Annotated in this window: 15 protein-coding genes; 9 read left to right on the top strand and 6 right to left on the bottom strand. The window is 37.7% G+C overall.

The window, feature by feature from the left end; genetic code table 11:
- The first annotated feature begins 1,170 nt into the window (after nt 1–1,170).
- Both T429_RS0108795 and T429_RS0108800 read left to right on the top strand, forming a co-directional pair.
- Nucleotides 1,171–2,016: a TIGR01459 family HAD-type hydrolase gene (locus T429_RS0108795; RefSeq protein ID WP_005775333.1), complete on the top strand. Its 846-nt coding sequence runs from the start codon at nt 1,171–1,173 to the stop codon at nt 2,014–2,016.
- Nucleotides 2,016–3,032, top strand: a complete 1,017-nt coding sequence (locus tag T429_RS0108800) for a bifunctional riboflavin kinase/FAD synthetase (protein ID WP_005774828.1) — start codon at nt 2,016–2,018, stop codon at nt 3,030–3,032. The genes T429_RS0108795 and T429_RS0108800 overlap by 1 nt, the downstream gene beginning before the upstream one ends.
- A gap of 597 nt (nt 3,033–3,629) precedes the next feature.
- Here T429_RS0108800 and T429_RS0108810 read toward each other — a convergent pair.
- Nucleotides 3,630–3,965, bottom strand: a complete 336-nt coding sequence (locus T429_RS0108810) for a protein tyrosine phosphatase family protein (RefSeq protein ID WP_005774830.1) — start codon at nt 3,963–3,965, stop codon at nt 3,630–3,632.
- A 1,254-nt stretch (nt 3,966–5,219) separates the two neighbouring features.
- Here T429_RS0108810 and parA point away from each other — a divergent pair.
- From parA to T429_RS0108880, 7 genes are all read left to right on the top strand, one after another.
- On the top strand, nt 5,220–5,846 hold the full coding sequence (gene parA / locus T429_RS0108815) for a ParA family partition ATPase (protein ID WP_005775332.1): 627 nt from the start codon (nt 5,220–5,222) through the stop codon (nt 5,844–5,846).
- On the top strand, nt 5,846–6,073 hold the full coding sequence (locus tag T429_RS0108820) for a hypothetical protein (protein ID WP_005774832.1): 228 nt from the start codon (nt 5,846–5,848) through the stop codon (nt 6,071–6,073). Before parA ends, T429_RS0108820 begins: the two co-directional genes overlap by 1 nt.
- 1,127 nt (nt 6,074–7,200) lie before the next feature.
- A complete protein-coding gene (locus T429_RS0108835) occupies nt 7,201–7,491 on the top strand; it encodes an EexN family lipoprotein (RefSeq protein WP_005774835.1) in 291 nt (96 codons plus the stop codon).
- A 185-nt stretch (nt 7,492–7,676) separates the two neighbouring features.
- A complete protein-coding gene (locus tag T429_RS0108840; protein ID WP_005774836.1) occupies nt 7,677–7,946 on the top strand; it encodes an EexN family lipoprotein in 270 nt (89 codons plus the stop codon).
- 3 nt (nt 7,947–7,949) lie between these two features.
- A complete protein-coding gene (locus T429_RS0108845; protein WP_005775329.1) occupies nt 7,950–8,168 on the top strand; it encodes an EexN family lipoprotein in 219 nt (72 codons plus the stop codon).
- Between the two features lie 2,026 nt (nt 8,169–10,194).
- Nucleotides 10,195–10,467: a hypothetical protein gene (locus T429_RS0108870; protein WP_005774839.1), complete on the top strand. Its 273-nt coding sequence runs from the start codon at nt 10,195–10,197 to the stop codon at nt 10,465–10,467.
- A 691-nt stretch (nt 10,468–11,158) separates the two neighbouring features.
- Entirely contained in the window at nt 11,159–11,563 is a 405-nt protein-coding gene (locus T429_RS0108880) for a hypothetical protein (protein WP_005774841.1), read from the top strand.
- A 2,052-nt stretch (nt 11,564–13,615) separates the two neighbouring features.
- Here T429_RS0108880 and T429_RS0108890 read toward each other — a convergent pair.
- From T429_RS0108890 to T429_RS0108920, 5 genes are all read right to left on the bottom strand, one after another.
- On the bottom strand, nt 13,616–13,975 hold the full coding sequence (locus tag T429_RS0108890; RefSeq protein WP_005775328.1) for a helix-turn-helix domain-containing protein: 360 nt from the start codon (nt 13,973–13,975) through the stop codon (nt 13,616–13,618).
- Nucleotides 13,976–15,370: 1,395 nt separating this feature from the next.
- Nucleotides 15,371–18,961: an autotransporter outer membrane beta-barrel domain-containing protein gene (locus T429_RS0108905; protein WP_005775327.1), complete on the bottom strand. Its 3,591-nt coding sequence runs from the start codon at nt 18,959–18,961 to the stop codon at nt 15,371–15,373.
- Nucleotides 18,962–19,091: 130 nt separating this feature from the next.
- On the bottom strand, nt 19,092–20,951 hold the full coding sequence (locus T429_RS0108910) for an autotransporter outer membrane beta-barrel domain-containing protein (protein ID WP_005774845.1): 1,860 nt from the start codon (nt 20,949–20,951) through the stop codon (nt 19,092–19,094).
- 150 nt (nt 20,952–21,101) lie between these two features.
- Nucleotides 21,102–23,525 carry an autotransporter outer membrane beta-barrel domain-containing protein gene (locus T429_RS0108915; protein ID WP_005775325.1) on the bottom strand — a complete coding sequence of 808 codons (2,424 nt, stop codon included), beginning with the start codon at nt 23,523–23,525 and terminating at the stop codon, nt 21,102–21,104.
- A 668-nt stretch (nt 23,526–24,193) separates the two neighbouring features.
- On the bottom strand, nt 24,194–24,497 hold a 304-nt coding region (locus tag T429_RS0108920), incomplete at its 5' end, for an autotransporter outer membrane beta-barrel domain-containing protein (RefSeq protein ID WP_026500992.1).

Genomic DNA, 24,497 nt, shown 5'->3' on the forward strand with positions numbered 1-24,497 from the left:
GCACTTGGACATAGCAAAATCTCCCGGAATTCCAAAAAAAACGCAAAGCGGGATAATTTTATGGTTTGAGGTTTTGAATTTGTCTTTCCTCTTGATTGCCACGTATGGCGACCAAAACATCTTTCAGTGGGTAAAGTAATTTTAAGAGCTTGGCAATAAAAATCGTTTTTCTGAAAACGGGTAGATTTATTGAAGGAGAGATTGTTTGCCTTGCAAATTTTTAAGACGTGCTCAGCAAAATGATGTCCTCAGCTCTGCATTTGCTGAAGGGAGCAACAATCTCTCCGTGGAGTTTAAAATTCAGCTCTCTATGGGTGCCTCACGAGGACTTTGATCAATAACCAAAATGGTTTTTCTTATGTGGTTGAGAGATCATAATGAGAGGGAAAAGCTTTCATGAGTGAACATCCCTCAGGCAACACACAAAAACAAAATAGCTTAGACTTTGTCACTTCACCTGCTTGTTTTAAAAAGTCTTTCTCAAGGCTCGTCCTCATTTCATGAATGGTGCTGCCTGAAGTGTAGCAAGGGAAAGCTTCTATGGATAGGATAAACGCTATGTGTCTATCTTTCCTGAAAAAAGGTGTACAATGGCGCATAGTTCTAATCCTCTGTCAGTTCAAAATACTCCGATAATTTTTGCGTTTGAGAGGAAGAAATATTTTATTCTTTATCTTTAAGTGTTTTTATTGCTCATTCTACTTAATGAATGGGCAAACAAAGTGTTGTGATTGATTTAATATAAATAGATTTGAAATGAGAAAAGATATTTGGACTTCTCATGAGGCTTGAAGAATAAACGATCATTATAAATCAAGGATTTTATCCCTAAGGAAGTAATTTTTAGGCGTTTTTTTAATCTGTTTATTTTCCAAATAAACAACTTGAGTATTTTCGCTAAAAAACTGTATCAACGCAGTTGTTGTTGGAATTGAAGTTTTTATGAAGAAAATGAGTATTGTGGAATGATAAGCTTTTGTTATAAAGCACTTTAGAATTTTGCACAACTTAACGATAGCTTATTTATTTTATCCTTTCTTATGATCTTTAATAAGTGATGTAAAGTTGGGATATGGTTTGAGAAAGAAGATGACAGAAATATTATCTTTCGGTAAGTAGTTTTGAAGTAAAAAAACAGCTTGATCAATGACAAATAGAGATAGGTGCACCATGAATGAACTTACCCATATTGAGACTGTTATAGAACGTTATGATGCTGTTTTTTGTGATGTATGGGGTGTTGTGCATAATGGTGTAGAGGCATTTGAACCAGCGTTGAAAGCGTTGGATAAAATTCGACAAATGGGAAAAACTGTCATTCTATTGACCAATTCTCCTCGACTCTGGGAAGATGTTGCGGCTCAATTACAAAGTATGAAGGTTCATCGTGACTATTATGATGCCATTATCACATCAGGGGATGTCACGCGGGATCTCATTTGTGCTGCACCACGTAAAGTTTTTTTCATTGGTCCACAACGTGATTTGGTGTTGTTTGAAGGATTGACGTGTGAATTTGTTGAAGAGAGAGAAGCTTCTGTTGTCGTTTGTAGTGGTTTTCTTGAAGAGTTTGAGGAAGAACCCTCTGCTTATGAGGCGATGTTTCGTCGCATAAGGGCGCGGAATTTACCGTTTATTTGTGCTAATCCGGATGTGATTGTCCATTATGGAAATAAAGAATTTTGGTGTGCCGGCGCATTGGCGCGTCTTTATCAACAATTAGGAGGGGAAGTCCGCATTGCTGGAAAACCTCATGCCCCTATTTATGAGTGTGCCTTTGAAAAACTTCAAAAAATACGTGGAACAGTAGAAAAAAGTCAAATTTTAGCGATTGGTGATGGTCTTTTGACGGACATTAAAGGGGCGGCGCATTTTGGTCTTGATGCCCTTTATATTATGGGGGGGATTCATTGTTATGATTATATGCAAAATGGTGTGGTTGATAAGCAAGCTTTGCATTCTTTTCTAGAACGTCATGGTTATAGGCCACAAGCAATCATGTGGGCACTTCAGTAATGGCTAAATTTTTACGTCTTCAGGGAATTCATACCTTTCCCTCGGCTTGGCGGGGAGCTGTGTTGGCACTTGGAAATTTTGATGGTGTTCATTGTGGGCATCAGGGGGTGTTACAAAAAGCACTTGATTTTGCGCGGATGAAAAAGAAACCCGCTGTTGTTTTAACCTTTGAACCGCATCCAAGAAGTTTTTTTCAACGTTCAGCGCCTGTCTATCGTTTGACTGAGGCGGCTGAAAAAGCTGAAATTTTTAAAATCCTTGGCTTTGATGGCGTGATTGAACAGCCTTTTGATGCTCAATTTGCCACTCTTTCAGCCGATGAATTTATCAAATCGATTTTAAAGGAAACTTTTGATGTTTCCGTTGTGGTGACAGGTGAAAATTTTCAATTTGGTTATCAGAAAAGTGGAAACGTTCCTCTTCTTTGCCAAAGAGGGAAAGAAGAGGGATTTCAGGTCGTGCAAGTCCCTTGCGTTTCTCATCCATGTGTGTCTCATTCTCAAGATTCACAACCGTTAATCATTTCCTCTAGTTTTATTCGGCAACTTCTTTCACAAGGGGAAGTGGACAAAGCCGCTCATTTGTTAGGCTATCACTATCGGGTATGCTCCAATATTATTCAAGGCGACAAACTTGGACGTCTTTTGGGATTTCCTACCGCTAATCAGATGTTGCCTTCTCAAGTTCGTTTGGCTCATGGTGTTTATGCGGTGCGTTTGCGTCGTGCCAACGGGGTTTTATATGATGGGGTTGCAAGTTTTGGCTGTCGTCCAACGGTTGTTAAAGATGGAGCCCCCCTTTTGGAAACCTATTTATTTGACTTTAATGACGACCTTTATGGGGAAAGCTGTACCGTTTCTTTTTTCCAGTTTTTGCGCGGACAAGAAAAATTTGATGGGCTTGAACCTTTGATTGCACAAATGCACCGTGATGAAAAAAAAGCAAAAGAAATTTTAAAAACAGTCCAACCCTTATCCCCGTTGGATAGGCTGCTTACTTTTAAAAATATGCTCTAAGTTTATCTGAAAAAGAGAGAAAACTCGCAAAAATAGCACTTAAAGTGATGATCATCACAAACATATATTCCAAAACATCACGGAGTATATGTTTTTTGCGTTGTTGAGAGGGAGAATCGAATATCTGAAGATCTGATTGAGGCATTGTCTTTTTCAAAGTTAATTGTATGGCTTTTGTTGTCAATTAAAACTTTACTGCTTGTTTCTTTCTGATTCGTTAAAATTTATGATGAATCGTCAATGAATAAGGATACAGCATGTTTGGCAAGAAGAGATGAGAAGAAAAAGGAGAACTGTTTTTTTAACTTCTTACACTTTTAACCTTACACTTTCACAAAATTTAAAATCGATGATTTTTTTTATTTTAAAAGCTAATTGCTTTATCAATTTGCAGGAATTTTTATAGCTTTTTTATGGCTTTAGGGGTGGAGGTTTGTTGTCTATTTAAGAGAACAGCTTGTTTATTGCGTCCTATGAAGGAGGACCTTAAAGAGGAAAGCTCCAAGTGTAAGCTGTAAGACAAACATTTTTGACAGATTATTTTTTTACAGATCAGTGCGAATTGAAGAATTTTTGTTTTTTAAGAGCGCGTAAAACCTATGATTCAAGACATGCTAAACGATAAAGATGCAGTGAACGCGTTCCGCGATGGCAATAGGCGAGAAGAGGCAGAGATGCTGTTTTTAAAATTGTTTGCATGGTCTCAACATCTGATTTTTCTATGGTCGGAGGAGAAATGGGAAGGTAATAGGCTTTTATGCCATAGTCATTTGCGACCGTTTTAATGCTTGAAAAATCAGGTTGATGAGGTTCTTCGTGATCAGGGCGGTTACAGATAATTGTTTTAAAACCAGCTTCTGCCAATGTTTTGATATTTTCTATACTCACTTGGGCGCCGATAAAAATATCAGGGGCAATTTGCTGTAAATTCATTTTCGTTTATTCCCAATTGCACGATTTTTATGATAGTCTCAAGTCTATAAAAGGACATGAAGAAGGTAAAATCTTTCAAGGACATCTTAACAAAAATATTTTTTTTGTCGAGAAAACTTGCTTGGAAAAATGCCTTGTAAGATGCAACATATTCTACTGTATAACATGTTCGATATTGAATAATATATTGATCTATAATGATAATCTATCATTGTTTAACTTGAATTAGAACTCTGAAGACTGTAAAATTTTCTTGTTTTAAGGCTGTTCCATGTTGCATTAATCAAGATCTCTTGCTGATAAGCGGGGGGAGGTGCGTGGGGTGAAATTGTATAAGAAAGGACGAAAAATGCCTTTTATCGTTTCAAGGGACAAGAGCCTTATCATACGCTCATGAGCTGGCACAAGTTGTGTGATGAGGGTGATTTTCTCCTTTTCAAGCGTAAAGATAGATCTACTCAATGGCTGGACCGTTATGAAAGATAACGCTCTTTATGGCTGACTCATTGTTCTCGCGAAGCAGAGAACACCCCATTGTGTTACTTGTTTGTCCTGATTTTCTCAAGTCCATTCCACGCTGTTGTGCGGAAAGGTCTCAATTTAAAGAGTATAACATTCATTGTATATCCCTCATCTTTCATTCAAGAAAAGGGACAAACCGACACGATCATACACGAGCCATCGATGTGGACAGCCGTTCTTGGCATTTCAGACACTTCATTAAGACGTCTTTTTAGTCCCTTTTTCGTGTTTGTTCGCATCTGTGAGCTCTGCTGATGATGAGAGACAAGTGATTTTAATTGATTGAAGATGAGAGGGGGAAAATGAGTAAATTTTATCGATTTTGCTTTTCTCATGCAATATGTTCCCCTGAATTCTTCTAGGGTATTGGTTATCTCTTTAAGAAAAAGGCTTGTTTGTCGGGGTGGGGCAAGGACCCCATGAAGGGTAAACCCCAAGGAAGATTATGCTGAGACCATTCTTGATCAATTAGCATGGATTTAAGAAACCTTCATTTTAAGGCAGGGGAAGAAAGATCTATCGCTTGTTTAAATTTATCTTTTTCTTTTTAAGAATATTCCCTTCAGAATATTTGGGGCTTCATACTAAAAGAATATTCTAAAAATAAAATTGAGTGCTGTCGTTTTTATCGTAAAAGTTAACAGAAGTTGTTGTTTTGCACGTGTTGGATGCTTGCTTCTTTTGTTGTTTTCAGTATAATCGTAAAAACGATAATACTGAAAGATGTAACGAATGATCATTGGACTTTTGAATCAAAAAGGGGGCGTTGGAAAAACCACGTTGAGCGTGAATCTGGCAGCCAGTTTTTCCCGTACCGGTGCGCGGGTGTTGCTTATTGATGTTGATCCACAGGGAAGTGCATTGGATTGGGCTGCTGCGCGTGAAGAGGTTCCTTTGTTTTCCGTTATTGGTTTACCGCGTGCAACGGTTCACAAAGAAATTACACAGATTGGTCATAGTTATGATTATATTATTATTGATGGTCCACCGCGTGTGACGGATCTTGCGCGTAGTGCTCTTATGGCTTCGGATTTTGTGCTTATCCCTGTTTTGCCTAGTCCCTATGATATTTGGGCTGCTGATGGAATTGTCAAGCTGATTGACGAAGCACGCGTTTATAAAGAAAATCTCAAATCTGCTTTTGTTATTAATCGTAAAATTGTCAATACAGCGATAGGGCGTGATGTGAACGAAGCGCTTGGCATATATCCCGTCCATGTTCTTTCTTCTAGCGTTGCACAACGTGTGATTTTTGCAGAAGCTGCAGCTCAGGGTAAGGCTGTTTATGAAGTTGATAAGCAAGGGCTAGCCGCCGCAGAGATTGAAGCCGTTGCAGCGGAAATCAAGGAGTTAGTGTGATGAATAAAAAAATTAAAATTGGTATGAAACCAACCAATAAATCTATTCCTTTAACGGCTGATGCATGGGTAGGAAGCCACAAAGGAAACGAGAATGGAGGGATGAAGCGCCTCACAATCGATATTCCAGAAACTTTGCATCGATTAATGAAGGTCAGTTGTGCAAGTCGTGGAACTAAAATGGCTGATGAGGTGCGCGAATTGCTTGCAAAAAAATACGGAAAATAAAAATAATATATGATAACAGATCTATGATAATAAAAATGTGCGTTGGTTTGTTTTTTTTAAAAGATGATATCAGTCGTTTTTACATGAAAATAATCGTAATAAAAGCACTCATTTTTTTTACGCGTTTTTTTTCATACGATTCATTTCATGAAAGAGTCATGAAACCTATAAAAATTCTTCATTTCAATTTTTCTCCGATGGATGTGCTCATCCTCCCCCTTGTTATTTGTCTTATCGCTGGATAGTTCAGTTTATTCTTCCATAACAATTGTCTTGATTAATGGTTTTAAAGGTGAAGTTATTTTTTGTTTATTTTACTGAAATACATGGGTAAATCATATAAATTAGTAGTAGCGTTGTTTGTTTTTTTCTGTTAGACAATATTTCCTTTTTAAAATTATATTCATGTTTATCAGGGGGGAAAATCAATAAAATTGACTGATATGGGTGTGCTATAAGCTTTCCTCATAACCAAAAGAAATCATTGAGTGTGATATGAAAATTATTTCTTTCATTTGTGTGATTTTATAGACTACATGATTTTAGAGTCTGAGTATTGAAGGCTACTTGATGATGGTCAAGGGATGATCCTTTCTATGGCTATCAGGAATGTATAAGATCGCTTTTTTAGAATTTCTATTGGTATTTTAAAAGTGTAGGGGGCGTTTAAGTTTTTTTCTTTCTCGGCGGATTAAGAAATAAGAAAGAGCGCAATCAAATCATTAAAAGAGTTGTTGTTTCATTTGCAGAAAACTTGCAATGGATCTGGGTATGGTGAATTTTTGATACGATATTTGTGCTGCTTTTCATGATAAAGTGGTTCTTTTAAAAAAAAGAAAAATTCTTGAAAAAAAGTGATTAAAACGCTTTTTGAAAATATCAAGATATCAAATTGTTGCTGAAGTCTAAACAGTTCAAATCTAAAGAGCCACTGCGTAGATAACATTCCAAATGCAAGTCCAATAAAACAACTCTCATGATTCAACATATTGGCGTTGAAGCTGTTCGTATTTGTCAAAGGAAAGGTATACGTAAGAGCACAATACAGGATTTTGTGAATCCAATGATGTCGTTCTCAAAGTATAAAACAAGTTCTTAAAGTATAAAATAAAGAGAGGGGTAAATTCATGAACAAGATCATTCTAACAGCATTGTTGCTTTGCACAGGGCTTATCGCTGTTGGTTGTGAAAAAAACTACAGTGTTGAGGAATTTAAAAAAGATGAAAAATTACGCAAAGAGTGGAAAGAGAAATGCAATAAGTTAGAGCCACCTGCTTTTATGAAATCCCAAAATTGTGTAAATTTTGCACAAGCCGGTATGGAACTTTTTCAAGAGCATTATAGAGATCTTGCAAAGGAACTTCTTGAAAATAGCCAAAGTGGGAATGAAACTGAAAAACAGCAGGACAATAATTAAATTATAAACAATCTCGATAGGAGGATGCTTTCTTCGCATTCTATTGATTTAAGGATTGTAAAAAAAATCGCGTAGGGAAGTTTGATTTAAAATTTTTGAAAATGCACAATGGACCAAATGTGTAATTTTCACGGGACATTCAATTGTGTCCAAATTTTATCATCTAAAAGAAGGGGAATTTATTGATGAATAAAGTCATTATCACAGCATTGCTGTTTTGCATTGGATTTGCTGTTGCCGGTTGCGAAAAAGAATATAGCGTAGAAGATTTTAAGAAAGATCCCAAATTACTTGAACAGTGGGCAATGAAGTGCATGATATCAGGGGATTTAGATTCAACAAATTGTAAAAATGCAGACAAAGCTTATCGTATAGTTCATAGAAACGATTGGCCTGGCGCAAGTTTTGTACATGATGACGAGGAAAAATCTGAAGAAAAAAAGGAAGGGAATTAAATCATGAATAAAGTCATTATCACAGCATTGCTGCTTTGTACTGGACTTTCTATTGCTGGTTGCGAAAAGACTTATAGCGTAGAAGATTTCAAGAAAGATGAAAAATTGATGCAAGAATGGGGAATGAAATGTGAAAAGATGGAGGAAGCTGCCAGAGAGAAATCTAAAAATTGTCGAAACGTTAAACAAGCATATATGGAATTTCTTTTTGGCTTTCATTAAAACATAAAGTTCAGATAAGTTATTATCTCAATAAGGGATGGGACCGTTATTGATTTTATTCCGTTTTTTAGATTTTTGTTCCTAATTTTTGGGGCGCTTTTGACTTTAAGAGCTAATCTTTTACGATTTGTACTCTTTGTGGAACAGATGACATATTGTCATCTGTTCAGCTAAAAAGTGCTTTTAATTGTAGTACTGTTGCACCGGAAAGAGCAGCCGCGTGTTGCGGCTTATTTTTTCAAATTATACGCTGATTTTTTAATGCTTTGGTTGCATGCATGATGAAATATGAGATTCAATCTATGCTGGGGTGTTTAATACACATCAATATTTTATCACACGAAGAATGGCTTTAAGCTTTTACGGTTAATTTTGAAAAAATTGGGTGGAAATATCTGTTTGGAATTTATTTTTTTCTGTTTTTAAGAAAGGGAAAAATCATTCTGAATGGACTTATTATCGTTTTATAGTCAAATATTTTTCTTAAACTATTTTTAAAAAACCGCTTTTTATTGGAGAATATTATCACATCAATTAGAGTGTGAGCCAGTGTTGCTAGAATGGCTTTGCCGGACGCTGTAAGAGGGTGACTGCCTTCCCTGTTTTTTTTGTTTTTTTCTTTCAAGTTTGTATGCCTTTTTCTTGGTGTTTGTTATTATAATTTTGCCTTAGTATTATCGTTTTGAGTAGTGGTGGAGCCTATGTAAAATTTTATACATGTGTTCTTTTTTATTCTTGAGTGTTTGGTAAATATTCTTCGGACAATGCTTTGATGTGTAAAGAGTGTTCGTTGTTTTTCATATTGAATGAGTCCGCGATACGCGTAGAATTCTCTTATTTCAAATCTGTTCTCGGTTAAGTTACGCAACCCCATGTTTTTTGTACGTCAAAAATGAAAGTGTTCTCTTGCGAATAAAAAACGATTAAGAAAGGGATATAAATGCTTCTTATAAACGTATTCTTAAGAGCCAAGGGGCGTTGCACCATGAGGGGGTGGAGTGTATGATGGTGCGGCTTACTTTCTCATAGAGGTCAAGATGGTGGTGCTTTTTAGCATAAGCTTCAATATTTTCTTTAGGGGTGTGATATGCCTTGAGGGAGGAAATTAAGTAAAATCGGCTCGGTAAGATGCTTGATAAGAAGATAAATTGTTTACAGCTTGGATCTGGTCGAAAACTCTGTCCTTTAAGGTGGGGATGATGTTGGGCTTCAAGGGAAGTGTGAAGGAGCGTGAAAAGACAAAAATTGATGGTTAAAAATGCAAATAAAAAGGAGAGGTTAACACCAAAAGAGTTGCAAGAGATGTTTGAAATTGGGAGGTGGTTGATCGAGAGAGCTAAAATTTTACTTTGACCTTATGGAAAATCAAGGTGCTTATTTGCATAGATTACGAAAAGCTAAGAGATTATGCTTAGTATACCTCTATGATGAGCGCTAAAAACACAACAAAAGCGTTGAGGGTAATGATCAAGGTTGAATAAAGCATCGCGGCTTTTATGAGATCAGCCATAAGAACCTCTTTCTGTTCTCTTGGAAGTGATTTTATGAGTAACAATATGTTACAGCTTGTAATATATGCGGATACACTATATTCGGCAAGCTTAAAATCTTTTCTTTATTTAAAAGGGTGATGGTAAGAAGGGGAATGTCGTCGAAATTGGGTCTTTATTATAAACGATGTTTTTAGGTTAAGGTGTCTGTAAAGCTGCGATATTAAGAGTGGATTGTATGCTGTCCGTGAAATAATCGACAGGAAGATGAGGGAAAAATTTTACAAAGAGTCATGGGGGGAGAGCGAAGCGTTTTTCATTGATAGTATTTTTATTTATAAGAATAATCTAGCGTTCTTCAGCTTGAATGAGAGTCTTGAATACCGAAAGATTCTCTCATTTTAAATCTTTTTATATTCAATCAACCAAAGCTATGTTTCTTGAACATTACAAGCAGAGAAAGCCGTATGCCGTGAAACTGTATAAGAAAGGCATTATACCTCTCATGAATCGTTTCAAGTGCTAAGGGGGTAATATTGGGGGCTGAGTGTGTGGTGGTGGCTTATTCTTTTATAAAGCGTAAAGAGGTGGGTGGCGGCTCAATGGATTTTATCCATTTCATGGGTTCTGGTGCGAAATGGACTTGTGCGCAATGGGTTCGGGTGCCTTTTAAGAAATTGTTGTTTTTTAAACAAGCGCGTGAAGATGTGATTGAAGGCGTCTCGAACGGATGGGTTAAGAAACGCTTGAAAAGGTTCAAAAAATCTTATATAGTTGCTCACTGCAAAGAAAAGCGAAATGATAATTGAAAAAGGGAGATGGATGGCTATTTAGCTATTTTAAGATGTCTTTTTTAAGAGTGCTATATGGCTGATCTGTTCAAAAGAGCGTTCTCTTTATGTGTTGTGCAGAATACTGCGTGTATGCAGAAAGAGTTTGGGGTGGGGGTGTGTCTTTTGAATGGAAGCAAACTAATCTTGTAGGGTGCTATCTTATGGCACCAGAGAGTGTGCAGATTTGGGTGCTGGAAAAGCCGTAAAGTTATGGAGGGTAAAATGCTGCTATCGGTGAAATGCTGAAGTTTTTAATAGGCTTAAATCTCTATATGCTGCGAATTTTTGTTGGCAGGTGTTTTTTATTGCCAAGGGTATCGTCAGAGCATTGTTGTTTTCTGTTGAGGGCTTGGTGGTGATAAGATAGGCAAAGCGAAATAGACAGAAAACATTTGGAAGTTTCGATAGTGCCTACGCAGAGGTTTTAAATTTATAGCGTTTTGGTGAATGCGTATAGTAGCAAAAATGATTTTGGAGCAAAGCAAGAAAATATTTCAGAGAATACGTTGAAAGTTGAAGTGGTACGCACTTTGAAGGATTGTCGTGCTGTTGTCTGAGAAATGTTCACGTCACGAGCGCGATTGGGTGTATCAGCATTGAAGGAAAACTGTTTAATCTCCCTCATTTGAAAGCAAGATTGAACAATATGATTGAAGGGGAAATAAAAATGTCTGTAGTGCAATATGGTGATGATAGTTTTGCAGCAAAAGCAAAAGCTCTTGATAATAATCTTATTGACCGTGATTGGGCGATGACAAAATTTGTCGCTGCTGTGAAAGGTTTAGCCCAAGTGGTTGATTATGAAAGCAATATGCTAGAAAGCAGTGGTATTCCAGATTACGAAGAAATAAATTTATGTAAAATACGTGGTTTGCGTGATCTTAATAAATCGATGAGCGATGTGAGACGCTACATGAATCAAGATATTGAGCATGAAGTTGAAAGTTTGCTGTCTGATTTACAAAAAAAATTACAGCGTAATAGTGAACTACTTCAAACACATTTAAATGCAGTCAATGATCTTTCGCAAGCTATGCAGCTTTCTGGACTTGCAAAGGAATTAGAAGAATAATTTAAATTTGATTCATAGCGGTTGTTCTTACGCGATTATAATGATGAGGTAGGGCAGTGATTTGAATAAAAAGCGTGTTTGTTGAGTTTCCATGTTTTAAGCGCGTTTGGGTCTTAAAATTATCATTTTGCTGTTCTGTAAAACAGAGTCTCCAGTTTCTTTTAAGGTGATGTGACCCGCACACCTGTGTGGTGGCGAGCCAAGTGAAGCGGTTTTAAGAGAAGGTGGATTGTTTACAGAACATTGTTTTACAGAGTGGGTTGGTAGGCACTTCATTTTTTCGTTTGGGGAAGGCGGCAAGAGAATATTAAGACCGTCCCGTGATGCCTTATGCAACAGTCTCCTTTAAAGTGTTGTGATGTAAAAAGTATGGTGAGGTAAAGTTTTCCTCATTAAGTACTTTTGAGAGTCTTTAGTGAATATTGCTTGTAAATTTTATGAAGCTCTGCTGTTTGAAGTGTGCTGATGTGACCCGCACACCTGTGTGGCGGTGCGCCAAGTGAAGCGGTTTTAAGAGAAGGTGGATTGTTTATAGCGGATTGTTTACAGAACATTGTTTTACAGAGTGGGTTGGTAGGCACTTCATTTTTTTGTTTGGGGAAGGGGACAAGAGAATATTAAGACCGTCCCGTGATGCCTTACAACAGTCTCCTTTAAAGTGTTGTGATGTAAAAAGTATGGTGATGTAAAGTTTTCTTCATTAAGTACTTTTGAGAGTCTTTAGTGAATATTGCTTGTAAATTTTATGAAGCTCTGCTGTTTGAAGTGTGGTGATGTGACCCGCACACCTGTGTGGTGGAGAGCCAAGTGAAGTGGCTTTAAGAGAAGACGGATTGTTTATAGAACATTGTTTTACAGAGTGGGTTGGTAGGCACTTCATTTTTTCGTTTAGGGAAGGGGATAAGAGGAATATTAAGATCGTCCCGTGACGCCTTATTCAACCGTTTCCTTTAAAGTATGGTGATATGAAGCGGTTAGTCACTGCAAGCTCTATGTTTGAGATAAAGAGGCGGGTTTAGTATTTTCTCTTCTGTTGTCGTTTTTGTATGCCAGATTGGAGTACGCGTCTCTCTGTTGGGATTCGTATTTGAAAAGGAGAGGGAGCTTCATTGGTAGAGAATTATAAAATTGTAAAGGTGATATTTTTACTATCATCTTTTTGCTTTACAGCTTTTAAAGGAATTTAAAGCACTGTCTTTTAAAGAGTGAAGATCATACATTTTTTCATGTTTTTATATTTATTTGCGTTTTTAATGGGATCACGCTTCTCATGCAAAACAGAACGCTTCTAAAAGAATAAATTTATTGTTTCCAATGTACGCGCTTATTGTAAAGAAATATTTCTCAAGGCTTGCACATCCATTTTGTAAGAGTGCCTATTTTGTGATGTCGGTCTGTGACGAGATGGTATCCATGAAGGTATAAAGCTTTCATGGAAATAATATAAAATCTCCAGAACACTCTCATCCCTATAAAGAAGCAAGTTGGCATTGCCATATTTTTCAGCAACGTTACTTTATCATTTTCCAATGTTGCGACAGCTTTTGACACTTGAGATTCTTAGAGTATTTTTCATCTTGTTTTATTTATATACCACCTTTGCTTGTGATGGGAAAACAAGTGATTTTGATTGATTTATCCATAGGAGAAGGGCGATGATGAGAGAACCCTTACACTATTTGGTCTTAAAGTTGGAAAAGATGATTTATGACGATAAATCAATGTGTTATTTTAATAGAATGATGGGTAGAAGATGGATTGATAGGAGTGATCAACAGTGAGACCCCTCTTGAGGAGAAATTGGATTGTTTACAGATCTGAGGAGGAAGTGAAGGACAAACAAGAGTACTCTCGCCATGGTGCGTTTTAAGATATTTTCAGAAGTATTGATGAAGCGGCATGAAGGCTTATGAAGAGAAAATATCGTGTTGCATATCGTGGAAGTCAATTAAGCGGAACTTGCTAAATTAAGAAGCCAAATTGTTTATAAATTGCAGTGGTTTATTCTTAGAATAGAAAGCAAATTAAAGGATAAAGGTCATTTAAAATATTTTAATTTTGATCAGAAATTAATTTTAAAATGGCTTTCTGTTTGACAGAGGTCAGAACTCTAAAACTTTTTAAAAGCAAAAATTCCTCTTTGCTTGATGCAATTTCTTCATGAGGGTACGAGGTGTTTTCTTTTGTGATAATATCCGCATAAAAAAAGGAAACCGGAACTTTTAGGATATCGGAGATTTCCTTTAATCGCCCAGCACTCACACGGTTTAAGCCTTTTTCATATTTCTGGATTTGTTGAAAACTTACCCCTAAAGCGTCTCCTAATGTTTTTTGAGACATTCCCAACATTTTTCGCTTCAAGCGAATTTTTTTGCCGACAAAAAGATCAATATTAAGATTTTGGGATTGCATTTGCCCCCTCCGGTTGCGAGCGCCCTCGCATTGGTATTCCGGGAGTCTAAAACTGAAGCTAAATCAGCATTTTGCTTTTAGTGCTGGGAAGCACCTGGACAGTGCAAAATCTCCCGGAATTCCGGGATATCCGCAAAGCGGAGTAAATTTTTATTTTAGCTTTCGGGTTTTAGAGCCCTATTGGTCGTTGCGTATGCGACCAAAACACCTTTTAATTGATAAAGTAATTTTAGGGAATTTACAATAAAAAATAGCTTTTTTAACCAAAGGCGGTGTTTTCTCATGTAATTAAAGAAGGCATCGCTCTTTTGATCCTATGATCTTTCCATATCCGGAGGATAATATTTTACAAGCGGATAACTTATTTTGTGCATTGGATAGTGTTCAGAAAATGATGCAGGGCATTTTTCTTTGCCAATGAATAATGTCGTTATGGAGACCCTTTGGTTTGTGTTTTTACACCGCCGGTTGCGAGCGCCCTCGCATGAGTATTCCGGGAGCTTGAAAATACTGAACTCAAATCAGCCTTTTTGCTTTTAGTGCGTCGAGCACCTGGACAGTGCAAAAACTCCCGGAATTCCAAGACACCCACAAAGTGGGTTATTTTTACGCTAGGGTTTTAGGTTTTCAAGGTCCACTTGATCGTTGCGTATGCGACCAAAACACCTTTTTATTCGTAAAGTAATTTTAGGAGCTTGGCAATAAAAATCGTTTTTCTAGAATGAAGAGATTTCTTGAATAAGAGACTGTTTGTCGTTCAATCTTTTTAAGATGCGTTCACTCAACTCATGTTCTCAGACTTGCTTTTCACAAAGGAAAATCTTGGTTGTTAAGTTTAAAGCCTCTCCTACAGTGCTATTCTTAATCAATAACCAAAATGACTTGTTTTGTCCTTTTGCTGCAGTTGAGATATCATAATAATAGGGTAGAGCTTTCATGAGCGGATACGCTTCATACAAAATAACATACCCAAAATAGAATAGATTTGTTATTGCCCGTTCATATGCTTGTTTTAAGGAGATTTTTCTCAATACGCATACTTATTTCATAAGGGGGCTTATGAAAAGGATAGTGCGCTTCGAGAAGTGTATAAAGCCTCTCATGAGTGGCATAAAAGAATGGTACAAAAGCTGCTCTTTTTATGCATAGCAAAGGAGTAAGCGGGTCGTATGATTCACTTTGCCAATTTTCTGTGTTGCTTTTTGTTGTGGTTCATAAAGAGGCATGCTTTTTTCTACCGTTTTACTGCATCGAAGTTTTTTTCTCGGCTTGTGATGTGCAAGCAAAGCGTTTTGATAAAATAACGGCTTTTGAGAATTTTAAAAATAGACGTTTAAATAAAAAGCAGCACACTGTGCTGCTTTTTATTTTATTGAAGTTAAAAGTGCTTTTGCTTTAAAAATGATACCTTATTCCACCAGAAACATTGGTTCCCGATACACCGGTTTTTTGCAGTTTTTGCCGATAGCTAATGTCGGCGTTTAGCACGATCTTTTGAGAAAGATAGGCATTCACACCCATGCCTCCCTCAATTGAAGAACCCGTAGGATCAAGATCAAAGGTATCCGCAATTTTTATTGTTTTTCCATCACCAAAAGTTCTGATCACATTCATTTTACCATAGAAGGAAACAGCCTTGCTTTCTTCAACAGCTGTTATCGTTTTTGTTAAACGTCCACCAAAACGGATCAACCATTGACGCGGATTGCCCATGTCTACTTTTAAGCCATTGGCATCTGAGAAAATATCAAACATGAGATTTTGATAAATCAATTGTGCTTGTGGTTCAAAGACTAGCCCTTTTATGCTGGTTGCTAATTTCTGACCAAGGGTTGCAGAGAGATTAAGGATTTCAGTTCCATCCAATTTTGCAGCATTCCCAACAAGAGCTGTGGTAACATTCCCTTTTAACCTTCCGTAAGAAAGAAGCGAGTTAAGATATAGACCATTGCTATGCTCGATGGTGCTATAAGCGGCGAGGGACCATTTATCAAGAGTTGTCTTTTCAGAATCTTGCATCTCTTTTGGTGTAAAGGCAAGTTTTCCGTATGTTCCTAGAAGACCAAAATGTGCGCTTATGTCTTTGCTTTCCGAGGTGGTTAATATAACCCCCAATTGCAAAGCTTTATAGTTCACATCAGCATCATAACCATAGCGCAAGGGGCCACGGTTGGAGGATAAGGTGACTTTCTCGCCGTAGGAGGAGAAAAAGAGATTATGCTGTTTATGATCTGCTGCGCCAAAGACTGTTGTTCGTATTGCATCTAACAACCTGTTTTGGTTGTTTACATCAGCAAATCCAGAAGAAAATAAAGTATTAGGTAGGGTTAAATAGTTTGCCACCTGTGGTAAAAGCGCTCGGACTTTTTTATCCTTATCAATGTAGGCATTTTGTAAACGGAAATCCCAGAAATTATTACTCTTGCCAAAAAGACTTTGACTTTCATGAGATGTTCCAGGTTTATAGCCTTTCAGCACATATTTATAAGGTTGTCCACCGATAGTCATATAGTTTCGGGCGAGCGCAAAGGAATTTTCGTTTGCTTGTCCGGAAACTTGAATGATTGAAACCCCATGTGTCCCTAAAGGAAGAGGGGTCATCTGCTCTCCCCAAACAACAGAACCATCGGTTATCGTTTTATCTGTTTCTTGCAGATTGATGTGAACAATAGTATTCCCTGATACATCACCATTAATCACGACGCGATCGGTTTGTTGTTCCGTGATAGGAGAATATTTGTTCCATTGCGTGTTGACATAAATCTCTGCAACACCTGTTGCACTATAAACTGCTTCTGTATGCGCTATTCCATCTTCTTTGGGAAGTTGAGGACCTATAAATAAAGTTTGGTAATGTCCTGCCATAGGCTTGTCAAACATAATGGCACTGTTGCTAAGGCGCAATACAGAAAGATTAGAGAATGATTTTTCATCAAGACCAAACTGTCTATAGTCATACGAAATAGTATCATCCTCTGAGATACGATCATTATTTGCAGTATTCTTATTGGGCTTTAAGAGCCATTTCGTCCCTTCTTTTAGGTCAAAACTTGTTCTATTATCTCTAGAAGTTCTGACGCGACCTTCTAAAGAAGAGTGGTCCGCAACTAGAGTAAAGCTGTTTGTGGCTCCGCTTCCGTTTTTTATATTTTTTGATAAAATATCTGCATGAATTTCTGAGTTTTTAAGGCTGACTTCACCACTTGTGTTTGTTCCATAAAGACTGATACCTGTACCGTTTTCAACGAAAAGCTTTGTATTCTCTAGATTTACTTTACCGGTAATATCTTGTTCTTGAATGGTGTTGGCATTTCTTTCTGCATTGCGTGGACGTCGCTTTTGAGGGGCACGATAGAGATTATTGCGGAAAATAATACCATTCGCTTCAGATTTCCCTGTGACATGGATGCTTGAATCTGTAAGATTGATTGTTCCTTCTATGTTAACCAAAGCAGCTGTTTCTGCTGTCACCGTAATATCTGTGGCCTCAATTTTTCCACCTTCTGAGACACTGAGTGCAATAAAACCAGCATCAACGCTTCCCCCATTCATTTCGATTTTTGAATTCTTCCCCTCTGCATCTAAAGCACTCCATTTGTCTTGAATCTTTTTGTTATGTAGTGTGACAGTTGCACCGTTCTTCGCCTCAACGCTAGCACTTATATTCCCGCTTTGTGCAGGCTTTTCAGGCTGTATGGGAGATATCGGGTTTGCAGGTTCTGATTTTCCAGCCACTTTTTGTGTAGATGCAGATTGTCCCGACGCTGGTTTCGCAGATTCTGATGGCTCCTGTGATGTCGATTTTCCAGCTGCTGGTCTTAAAGATATTGATGAGCGTTCTGGCTCTTTAAGTGCCGGTGATTGCTCTGCTGTTGGTCTTGTAGATTCTGCCTCTTTAGACGTTGATGATACTTCTGGTGCTGATTTTTTAGACTCAGGTCTTATAGTGTCAGAGTTTTCAGGTACTCTTTGTGCAGTTTCAGTTTGCGTGGGTGTTGATTGTGCAGAGCTTTGTGACACCTCTGCTACGGGGTTTGTAGGTTCAGATTTTTCAGATACTTTTTGTGTATCCGCTTCTGATGTTAAAAGTATTCGCTGCTTAGATTCTGATCCTTGAGGCGTTGATAGCACCTCTGTTACTGGTTTTCTAGATCTAGAGTTTTCAGATGTTGACTGTAAATTAGGTGAAGGTTGTGTTACTTCTGGCTGTAAAGCTACAGTAGAATTGGGTGGTGTTTCTTCACTAGAAGAATCTGTAGGAGATTCGGAGACACCTGAACGTCTTCTCGATTTGGGTACGTTTGTTGTTGAAGCTGTTCCTGTCGTTGGAGCTTCTGTTGTTGGAGTTTCTTCCCTCGTTGGAGATTGTGTGATAGGCGTGCCCTGTGTGGCTTCAGGGCTAGATTGTATACCTTCTGTTGCGTTAGTCTTTGATGTTTGTGCACTTTCTTGAGCACGCTCAGACTTTTGACTCGAGGAAGAACCTGCGTTCCCAGTGGCTCCATTTGGGGATGGCGCTTTTTCTTTAGAGTTTTGAGAAGAATCCTTAGACGCCTCTGTGCTTTTAGAGGACGTTTTAGTCTCAGAAGAGCTTGTAGAGGTTTCAGACTCTGTAGAAAGAGGTGTCGCAGATCCATTCCCTGTAGGAGGAGTGGTTATTGGTGTGGAGCTAGATACGGTAGGGAGTCCAAGTACGCTAGGTGTTGAAGATGCAGATAAGGGACGAGGTGGAGTAGGTTGCCCAACTCCATCAACACGTCGCCCCAATCCATCCAAGTTACCATACAATGATTCCTCGACACTAAAAGTTTTGGATAGATCTTCAGCTTTAAGAGGAACTAGAGATATCTGACTTAGGTCATAACCTTCTGGCACAGGTCGGGGATAAATAGAAGAAGAGTTCTCAAGAGCAAGAGCATAAGACAAGCTGGTTGAAGAATAAAACAGAAGTCCGGAAACGGTGTAGAGTAAGAAGCTTTTTTTCATATAGATGTATTCCTAAATATTTCCCCCTCTCATAAAATATAAAATTTTGACCTCATTATGTCTCTTTTGTAAGAGACAAAACGAAACATAATGAGAGTACTTTATATTTCAAGATAGAATACAAGTATTTTTAAAAGTGATAGCGCATACCAGCAGAAATATTTATTCCAGAGATGCCAACTTTTTTGAATTTATGTTGATAACTCAGATCACTATGAAGCTCGATATTTGGCGATAAGTGCGCGTGAATACCAAAACCACCTTCGACTAAAGATCCCATCGCAGCAAGCTGAAAATTTTTACTAAAAGTTTTGATCATGTTCAGTTTGCCATAGAAGGAAAGAACATGGCCTTTGTTTTGTGTTAAACGCCCGCCAATACGCAGCAACCATTGATCAGGTTTGCTTATGTTTATTTTAGAGTTATCGTCATTTGAAGAAGCGTTGTCATTTGAGGAAGAGGTGTCATTATTTGAGGATGCACCAAGTATGAGACGCTGATAAATAATTTGTGCTTGCGGCTCTAGGATGACACCCTCGAAACTGGTGGATAGTTTTTGACCAACCGTTGCAGCTGCCCCTAAGATTTTACTATTCTTTATTTTTGGGGTCTCTTCGATGAAATCTTTGCGCATATTTTCCTTTAAAATTCCATAAGAGAGAAAGCCACTTGCATAGATGCCACCATCATGCTGAATGTTTCCATAGGCAGTGAGTGACCATTTATCAAACATCTTCTTATGAGAGCTTTCTGCATTTTTAGGAGCAAAAGACAATTTTCCATATGTTCCGAAAAAACCAAAATTGGTGCTGATATTTTGATCTTCTCGCGCGATTAATGTCGCCCCTGCTTGCAATGCGGCATAGCGAATATCTGCATGAAGGCTTCCTTGTTCTGCTTTAACACTTTCTTGTTCTAATTGAACGTCATTTTGTTGTGCTTGTTGCTCTGCTTGAATGCCCTCTTGTTCTTTTTGAACATCATTTTGTTCTGTTTGAGTTCCCTCTTGTTTTGAATGAATGCGCGAGAAAAATGTGTTCTTATTGCCATAAGTGGATAAGAAAATACTTCTCTCTTGATACTCTTTGGGTTCAAACATTGTTATTTGCATATTATCTAACAAGATATTTTGATTGTTAGCATCAGCAACTCCAACAGCAAACATTGCAATAGGCATGACAAAAGAGTTTTCTATTTCTGGTGTAAGCGTTTTGCCGTTTGCTGTTCCATCAAGAGAAGAAGAAGGTGGGGTTGCTTTATCAGCTGTAAATTGAGATATGCTCTCAGTATGAGCGATGGGGCTGTTCTCAATCTTTGTGGGCACTTTCACATGAGATTCTGCGGATGTAAGAGCCGTTTTCGATGCTGAGGAAGCAGTGTTTGTTTTCAGATCAATAGCAGATTGGGTATTTTTATTTATCTCAAGCTGCGTAATTCTATGATCTGCTCTTAAGGATGAATTGTCCTTGTGTTGAGAAACGGCATCAGCTGATAATTTATTACTGGCGGGTTTTGGGGTTGTGTTGGAATCAATCACAGAGCGCTTATTCTCTTTATGCGATGTATTTTGTAAAACCTTTGTAGCAGTATTGTTTTGTCCTTGTAAGGCACTCCGTTTTATTCTCACTTGGTTAAGTTGTGCGTTGGCACCCACTATAGATTGTGTATTTTGAGGATATTGGTTTGCCATGGCTTGGGTATGTGTATTATCCATTTCATGTTTTAATACTGCATGATGTACACTAGAGCCAGCACGACTACTTCCTGAAAAAGAGCTATTGGAGGCTATCTCTTTAAGATTCTTTTCTGTCTGTGTTGGTATGTTTTTTAAACCAATGGCATAGCGATATTGTTCCGGTAATTTTCTAATTCCTTCAAGGGCATTGCGTGTTTCAGAGCTTAGGCTAGAAGCGATACTGATCGATGTGAAGGTAAAAGAAGAAAAAAACAAAGCACAAGCGGCTGTACATAACAAAAGATTCTTACGCATAGAGATGTTCCTTAAGATATTTTCATTTGTTTTGATAAAAAATGAACCACTCTTTGACGCATCACGATTTTTTTTGGGGAATGTGTCAAAATAAGCAGCACTGCTCACACTTCAGCGCTGCTTATGTGTCAAAAGTGAAAGCTAAGATTTCTAAAAGCGATAGCGCACACCACCGGAAAAATTAATTCCAGAAAACCCAGCTTTTTGGAGTTTATGTTGATAATTAATGTCAGCATGAAGTGCGATATTTTTGGAAAGTTGTGCGTTAATTCCAAGCCCACCTTCAAGGGAAGAGCCCATCGAATCGAGACGGAAAGGTTCAACAATATCGATCGTGCTTTCCTCAGCAAAAGCTTTGATGACGTTCAATTTACCATAAAAAGAAAGAATACGATCGTTTTCAATAGGAAGTATCGTTTTCGTTAAACGCCCTCCAATACGCACCAACCATTGTTGGGGGGTCTTTATATTAACTTCGAAGTCATCGATATCCGAAAGCGTACCAAAGGCAATATGTTGATAAATAAGTTGTGCCTGCGGTTCAAAGGACAATCCTTCAACACCGGTTGCTAGTTTTTGTCCAACGGTTGCCGATATATTTAATGTATCTGCATTTTTTAACTCTGCGGTGTTGCCAATAAGGGCTGTGGTGATATGTCCATTTAAAATACCATACGAGAGCAGTGCATTAACATAGAGACCATTGTCATGGTGGAGGTTCCCATAGGCTGTAAAGGACCATTTATCCAATATGCTTTTGTCAGAACCTTCCATATCCTTTGGCGTAAAAGCGAGCTTTCCATAGGTGCCTAAAAGACCAAAATTTGCTGTTAAATTTTGATTTTCTAGCGTTGCTAATGTAATGCCTGCTTGTATAGCAGCATAGTGAACATCAGCTCCATAACCATATTCCAATGGACTACGGCTGGAAGATAATGTCACCTTGTTGCCATAAGTTGATAAGAAGATGCCTTTCTTCTTATGACCTTCTAATCCAAAAACTGTTGAGTGCATATTATCTAACAATGTATTTTGATTGCTTACGTCAGCCAATCCAGAGGAGAATATTGCGTTAGGCATGACCAAATAGCTTGCTACTTGGGGAACAAGAGCTTGGATTTCTTTTAATACGTCAAGAGTAACATTTTGTAGACGGAAATCCCAGAAATACACATCTTCTTCCAAGAGATTTTGTCCGTTGTTTTCTTTTCCAAGAGATGACGCATTGATATTTTGCTTATCTTTCTCTTTTGATTCTTGTAATGTTTCGCTTAAATGACTTTGTGTCCTATCGGCTTTCCCGTGGCTGGATGTTGGTCCATAGCCATTGAGTGTATATTTATAAGGTAAGCCTCCTATTGTGGTATAGCCATGGGCAAGTTTGAAAGAATCTTCATTGGCTTGCCCAGAAACTTGAATGAGCGAAATCCCACGTCCATTCAAAGGAATTGAATCTTTTGCTTTTTCATTATCGAATGATTCTGCCTGCTTTGAAAGATTGTTGAAATAGACCGTTGTGGTGCCTGAGACATTCCCGCGAACGAGAACACGGTCAGTTTTTTGTTGCTCTTTTGGAAGACCGTTACTCCATTGGGTATTAAAGTAAATCCTTGCGTTGCCCGTTGCATTGTAAACCGTTGTTGCATCGGAACTTCCGTCTTGCTCTGTTTTTTGTGGATGTCTTCCCACATGTAAGGTTTGATAATGATTGTTTGCTAACCTATGCGGGGCATCAAATAGGATAGAGCTATTATTAAGGTTTAGGACTGAAACAACTGATCGTGCACGCTGCTTAAGATCAAGAAGCTTGTAGTCAAATATACTAAAACTATTTTCCAACTCAAATAGACTAATTTTTAAATGCCACTTGCTGTTATTGTTTAGGGTGAAAATTGTTGTATTTTGAGGAAGCGTTTTCGCTCTTCCTTCCATAATGGAATTATCAGCGTCTAATGTAAAAGTGGTAGGCCCAACTTGGGTGAAAGGTGAGCCTTCGTTTTTTAACAACATATCAGAACGAATTTCTGAGTTTTTAAGAGAAACCGCATTCGCAACAGCTTTGGAATAATAAGGCCCGAAAATACCTACACCATCCTTTACAAAAAGCTTTGTATTGTTAAGAATGGCTTTGTTTACAACTTCTTCCCCTTCTTTTATTGTGGAGCTTAGAATATAACCAAAATTGATGCCATAGACTTTGCTGTGTCCTATGACGTTGATGGTTGAATCTTCAACATGGATTGTGCCGTTTGTGAGTGATAAACCACGCTCTTCTGCTCTGCCTATAATTCCTTTAGCATTAATCTGCCCCCCTGACGTTGCAGAAAGCAAAGTAAAGCCTGAGTGCATGATTGAGTTTGTAATGGTAACATGACCTTTTTTAGCAACAACAGCATCATACTTACCACGAACAAAAACGTTATTAAGGTTTTTCTCTTCTCCATTAGTCACTTGAACCGTAGAAATCTCAGGAGGTTGTTTATTTGCATAAGTTGAACCGAAATGAGAAAAAATGAAAGTTCCAGCAATTGTACATAACAAAAAATTTTTCTTATAAATATATTTCTTACACATAGATATGCCTTTAGTATTTGGTATGCTTTGATGCTTACTTCATTCCCCTGATGGCGCAAGTACCCAATCAGCTTTTATATCATTATGTTTTTATTGTAAATAACAAAACGAATATTAAGTTTTGTTATTTATCGTTTAAAAATTGATCTTAGAAGCGTTTTTAAAATAGAAAGCGCAATCCATAGCGACGATGAATTTCAGAAAACCGAGCTTGATAAATATTTTGTTTTAAAGTGCTAAGAATCAAAATATTTTACAAGCATGCTTATTGCTTAAAGCTATTTAAAAACGCTACAAAGTTTTGGAGAAAATTTGTTGTCCGTTTATAAAAAGCTTTCAGTTAATTTTCTTGCATATAGAATTATTCACGGTGAATTTTTGGATATAAAAAAGCTAAAATGTTGTGTATTTTCCATCGATATACAACACTGTTTATTAAATTCATTCAATTTTTATAAATCAAAAAGAACGCTCTTTTGAGAATTCAACTGTCATTAGAGAGATAAAAGATTTTTTTGCATTGAGTTTGAACGAAATTAATCCTTTCGCGAAAGGTATATAGAAAGAACCGTTATCGATGGATTTTGCCGAAAGACTGCAAAAAAGGCAGCGTATTGTGCTGCCTTTTTTGTTACATTGAAATAGAATGACTATTTTACAGTTTTACCTTAAAACTGATAGCGTATTCCGCCTGAAAAACTTGCTCCAGAAATCCCCGTTTTTTGCAGCTTTTGTTGATAACTCACATCACCATGAAGGGAGAGGTTCGTGGATAATTGTGCATTGATACCAAGTCCACCTTCAAGTGCAGATCCCATAGCATCAAGTTTATAATCCTTATCAATATGGAGTGCCTGATCATCCCCAAAAGTTTTGATCAAGTTAACTTTTCCATAGAAAGACATAGGACGGTTGTTTTCAGTGGTAATGTTTTTGGTCAAACGCCCGCCAACACGGATCATCCATTGATGA

The organism is Bartonella elizabethae F9251 = ATCC 49927 (assembly GCF_000518165.1).
Taxonomy (GTDB): domain Bacteria; phylum Pseudomonadota; class Alphaproteobacteria; order Rhizobiales; family Rhizobiaceae; genus Bartonella; species Bartonella elizabethae.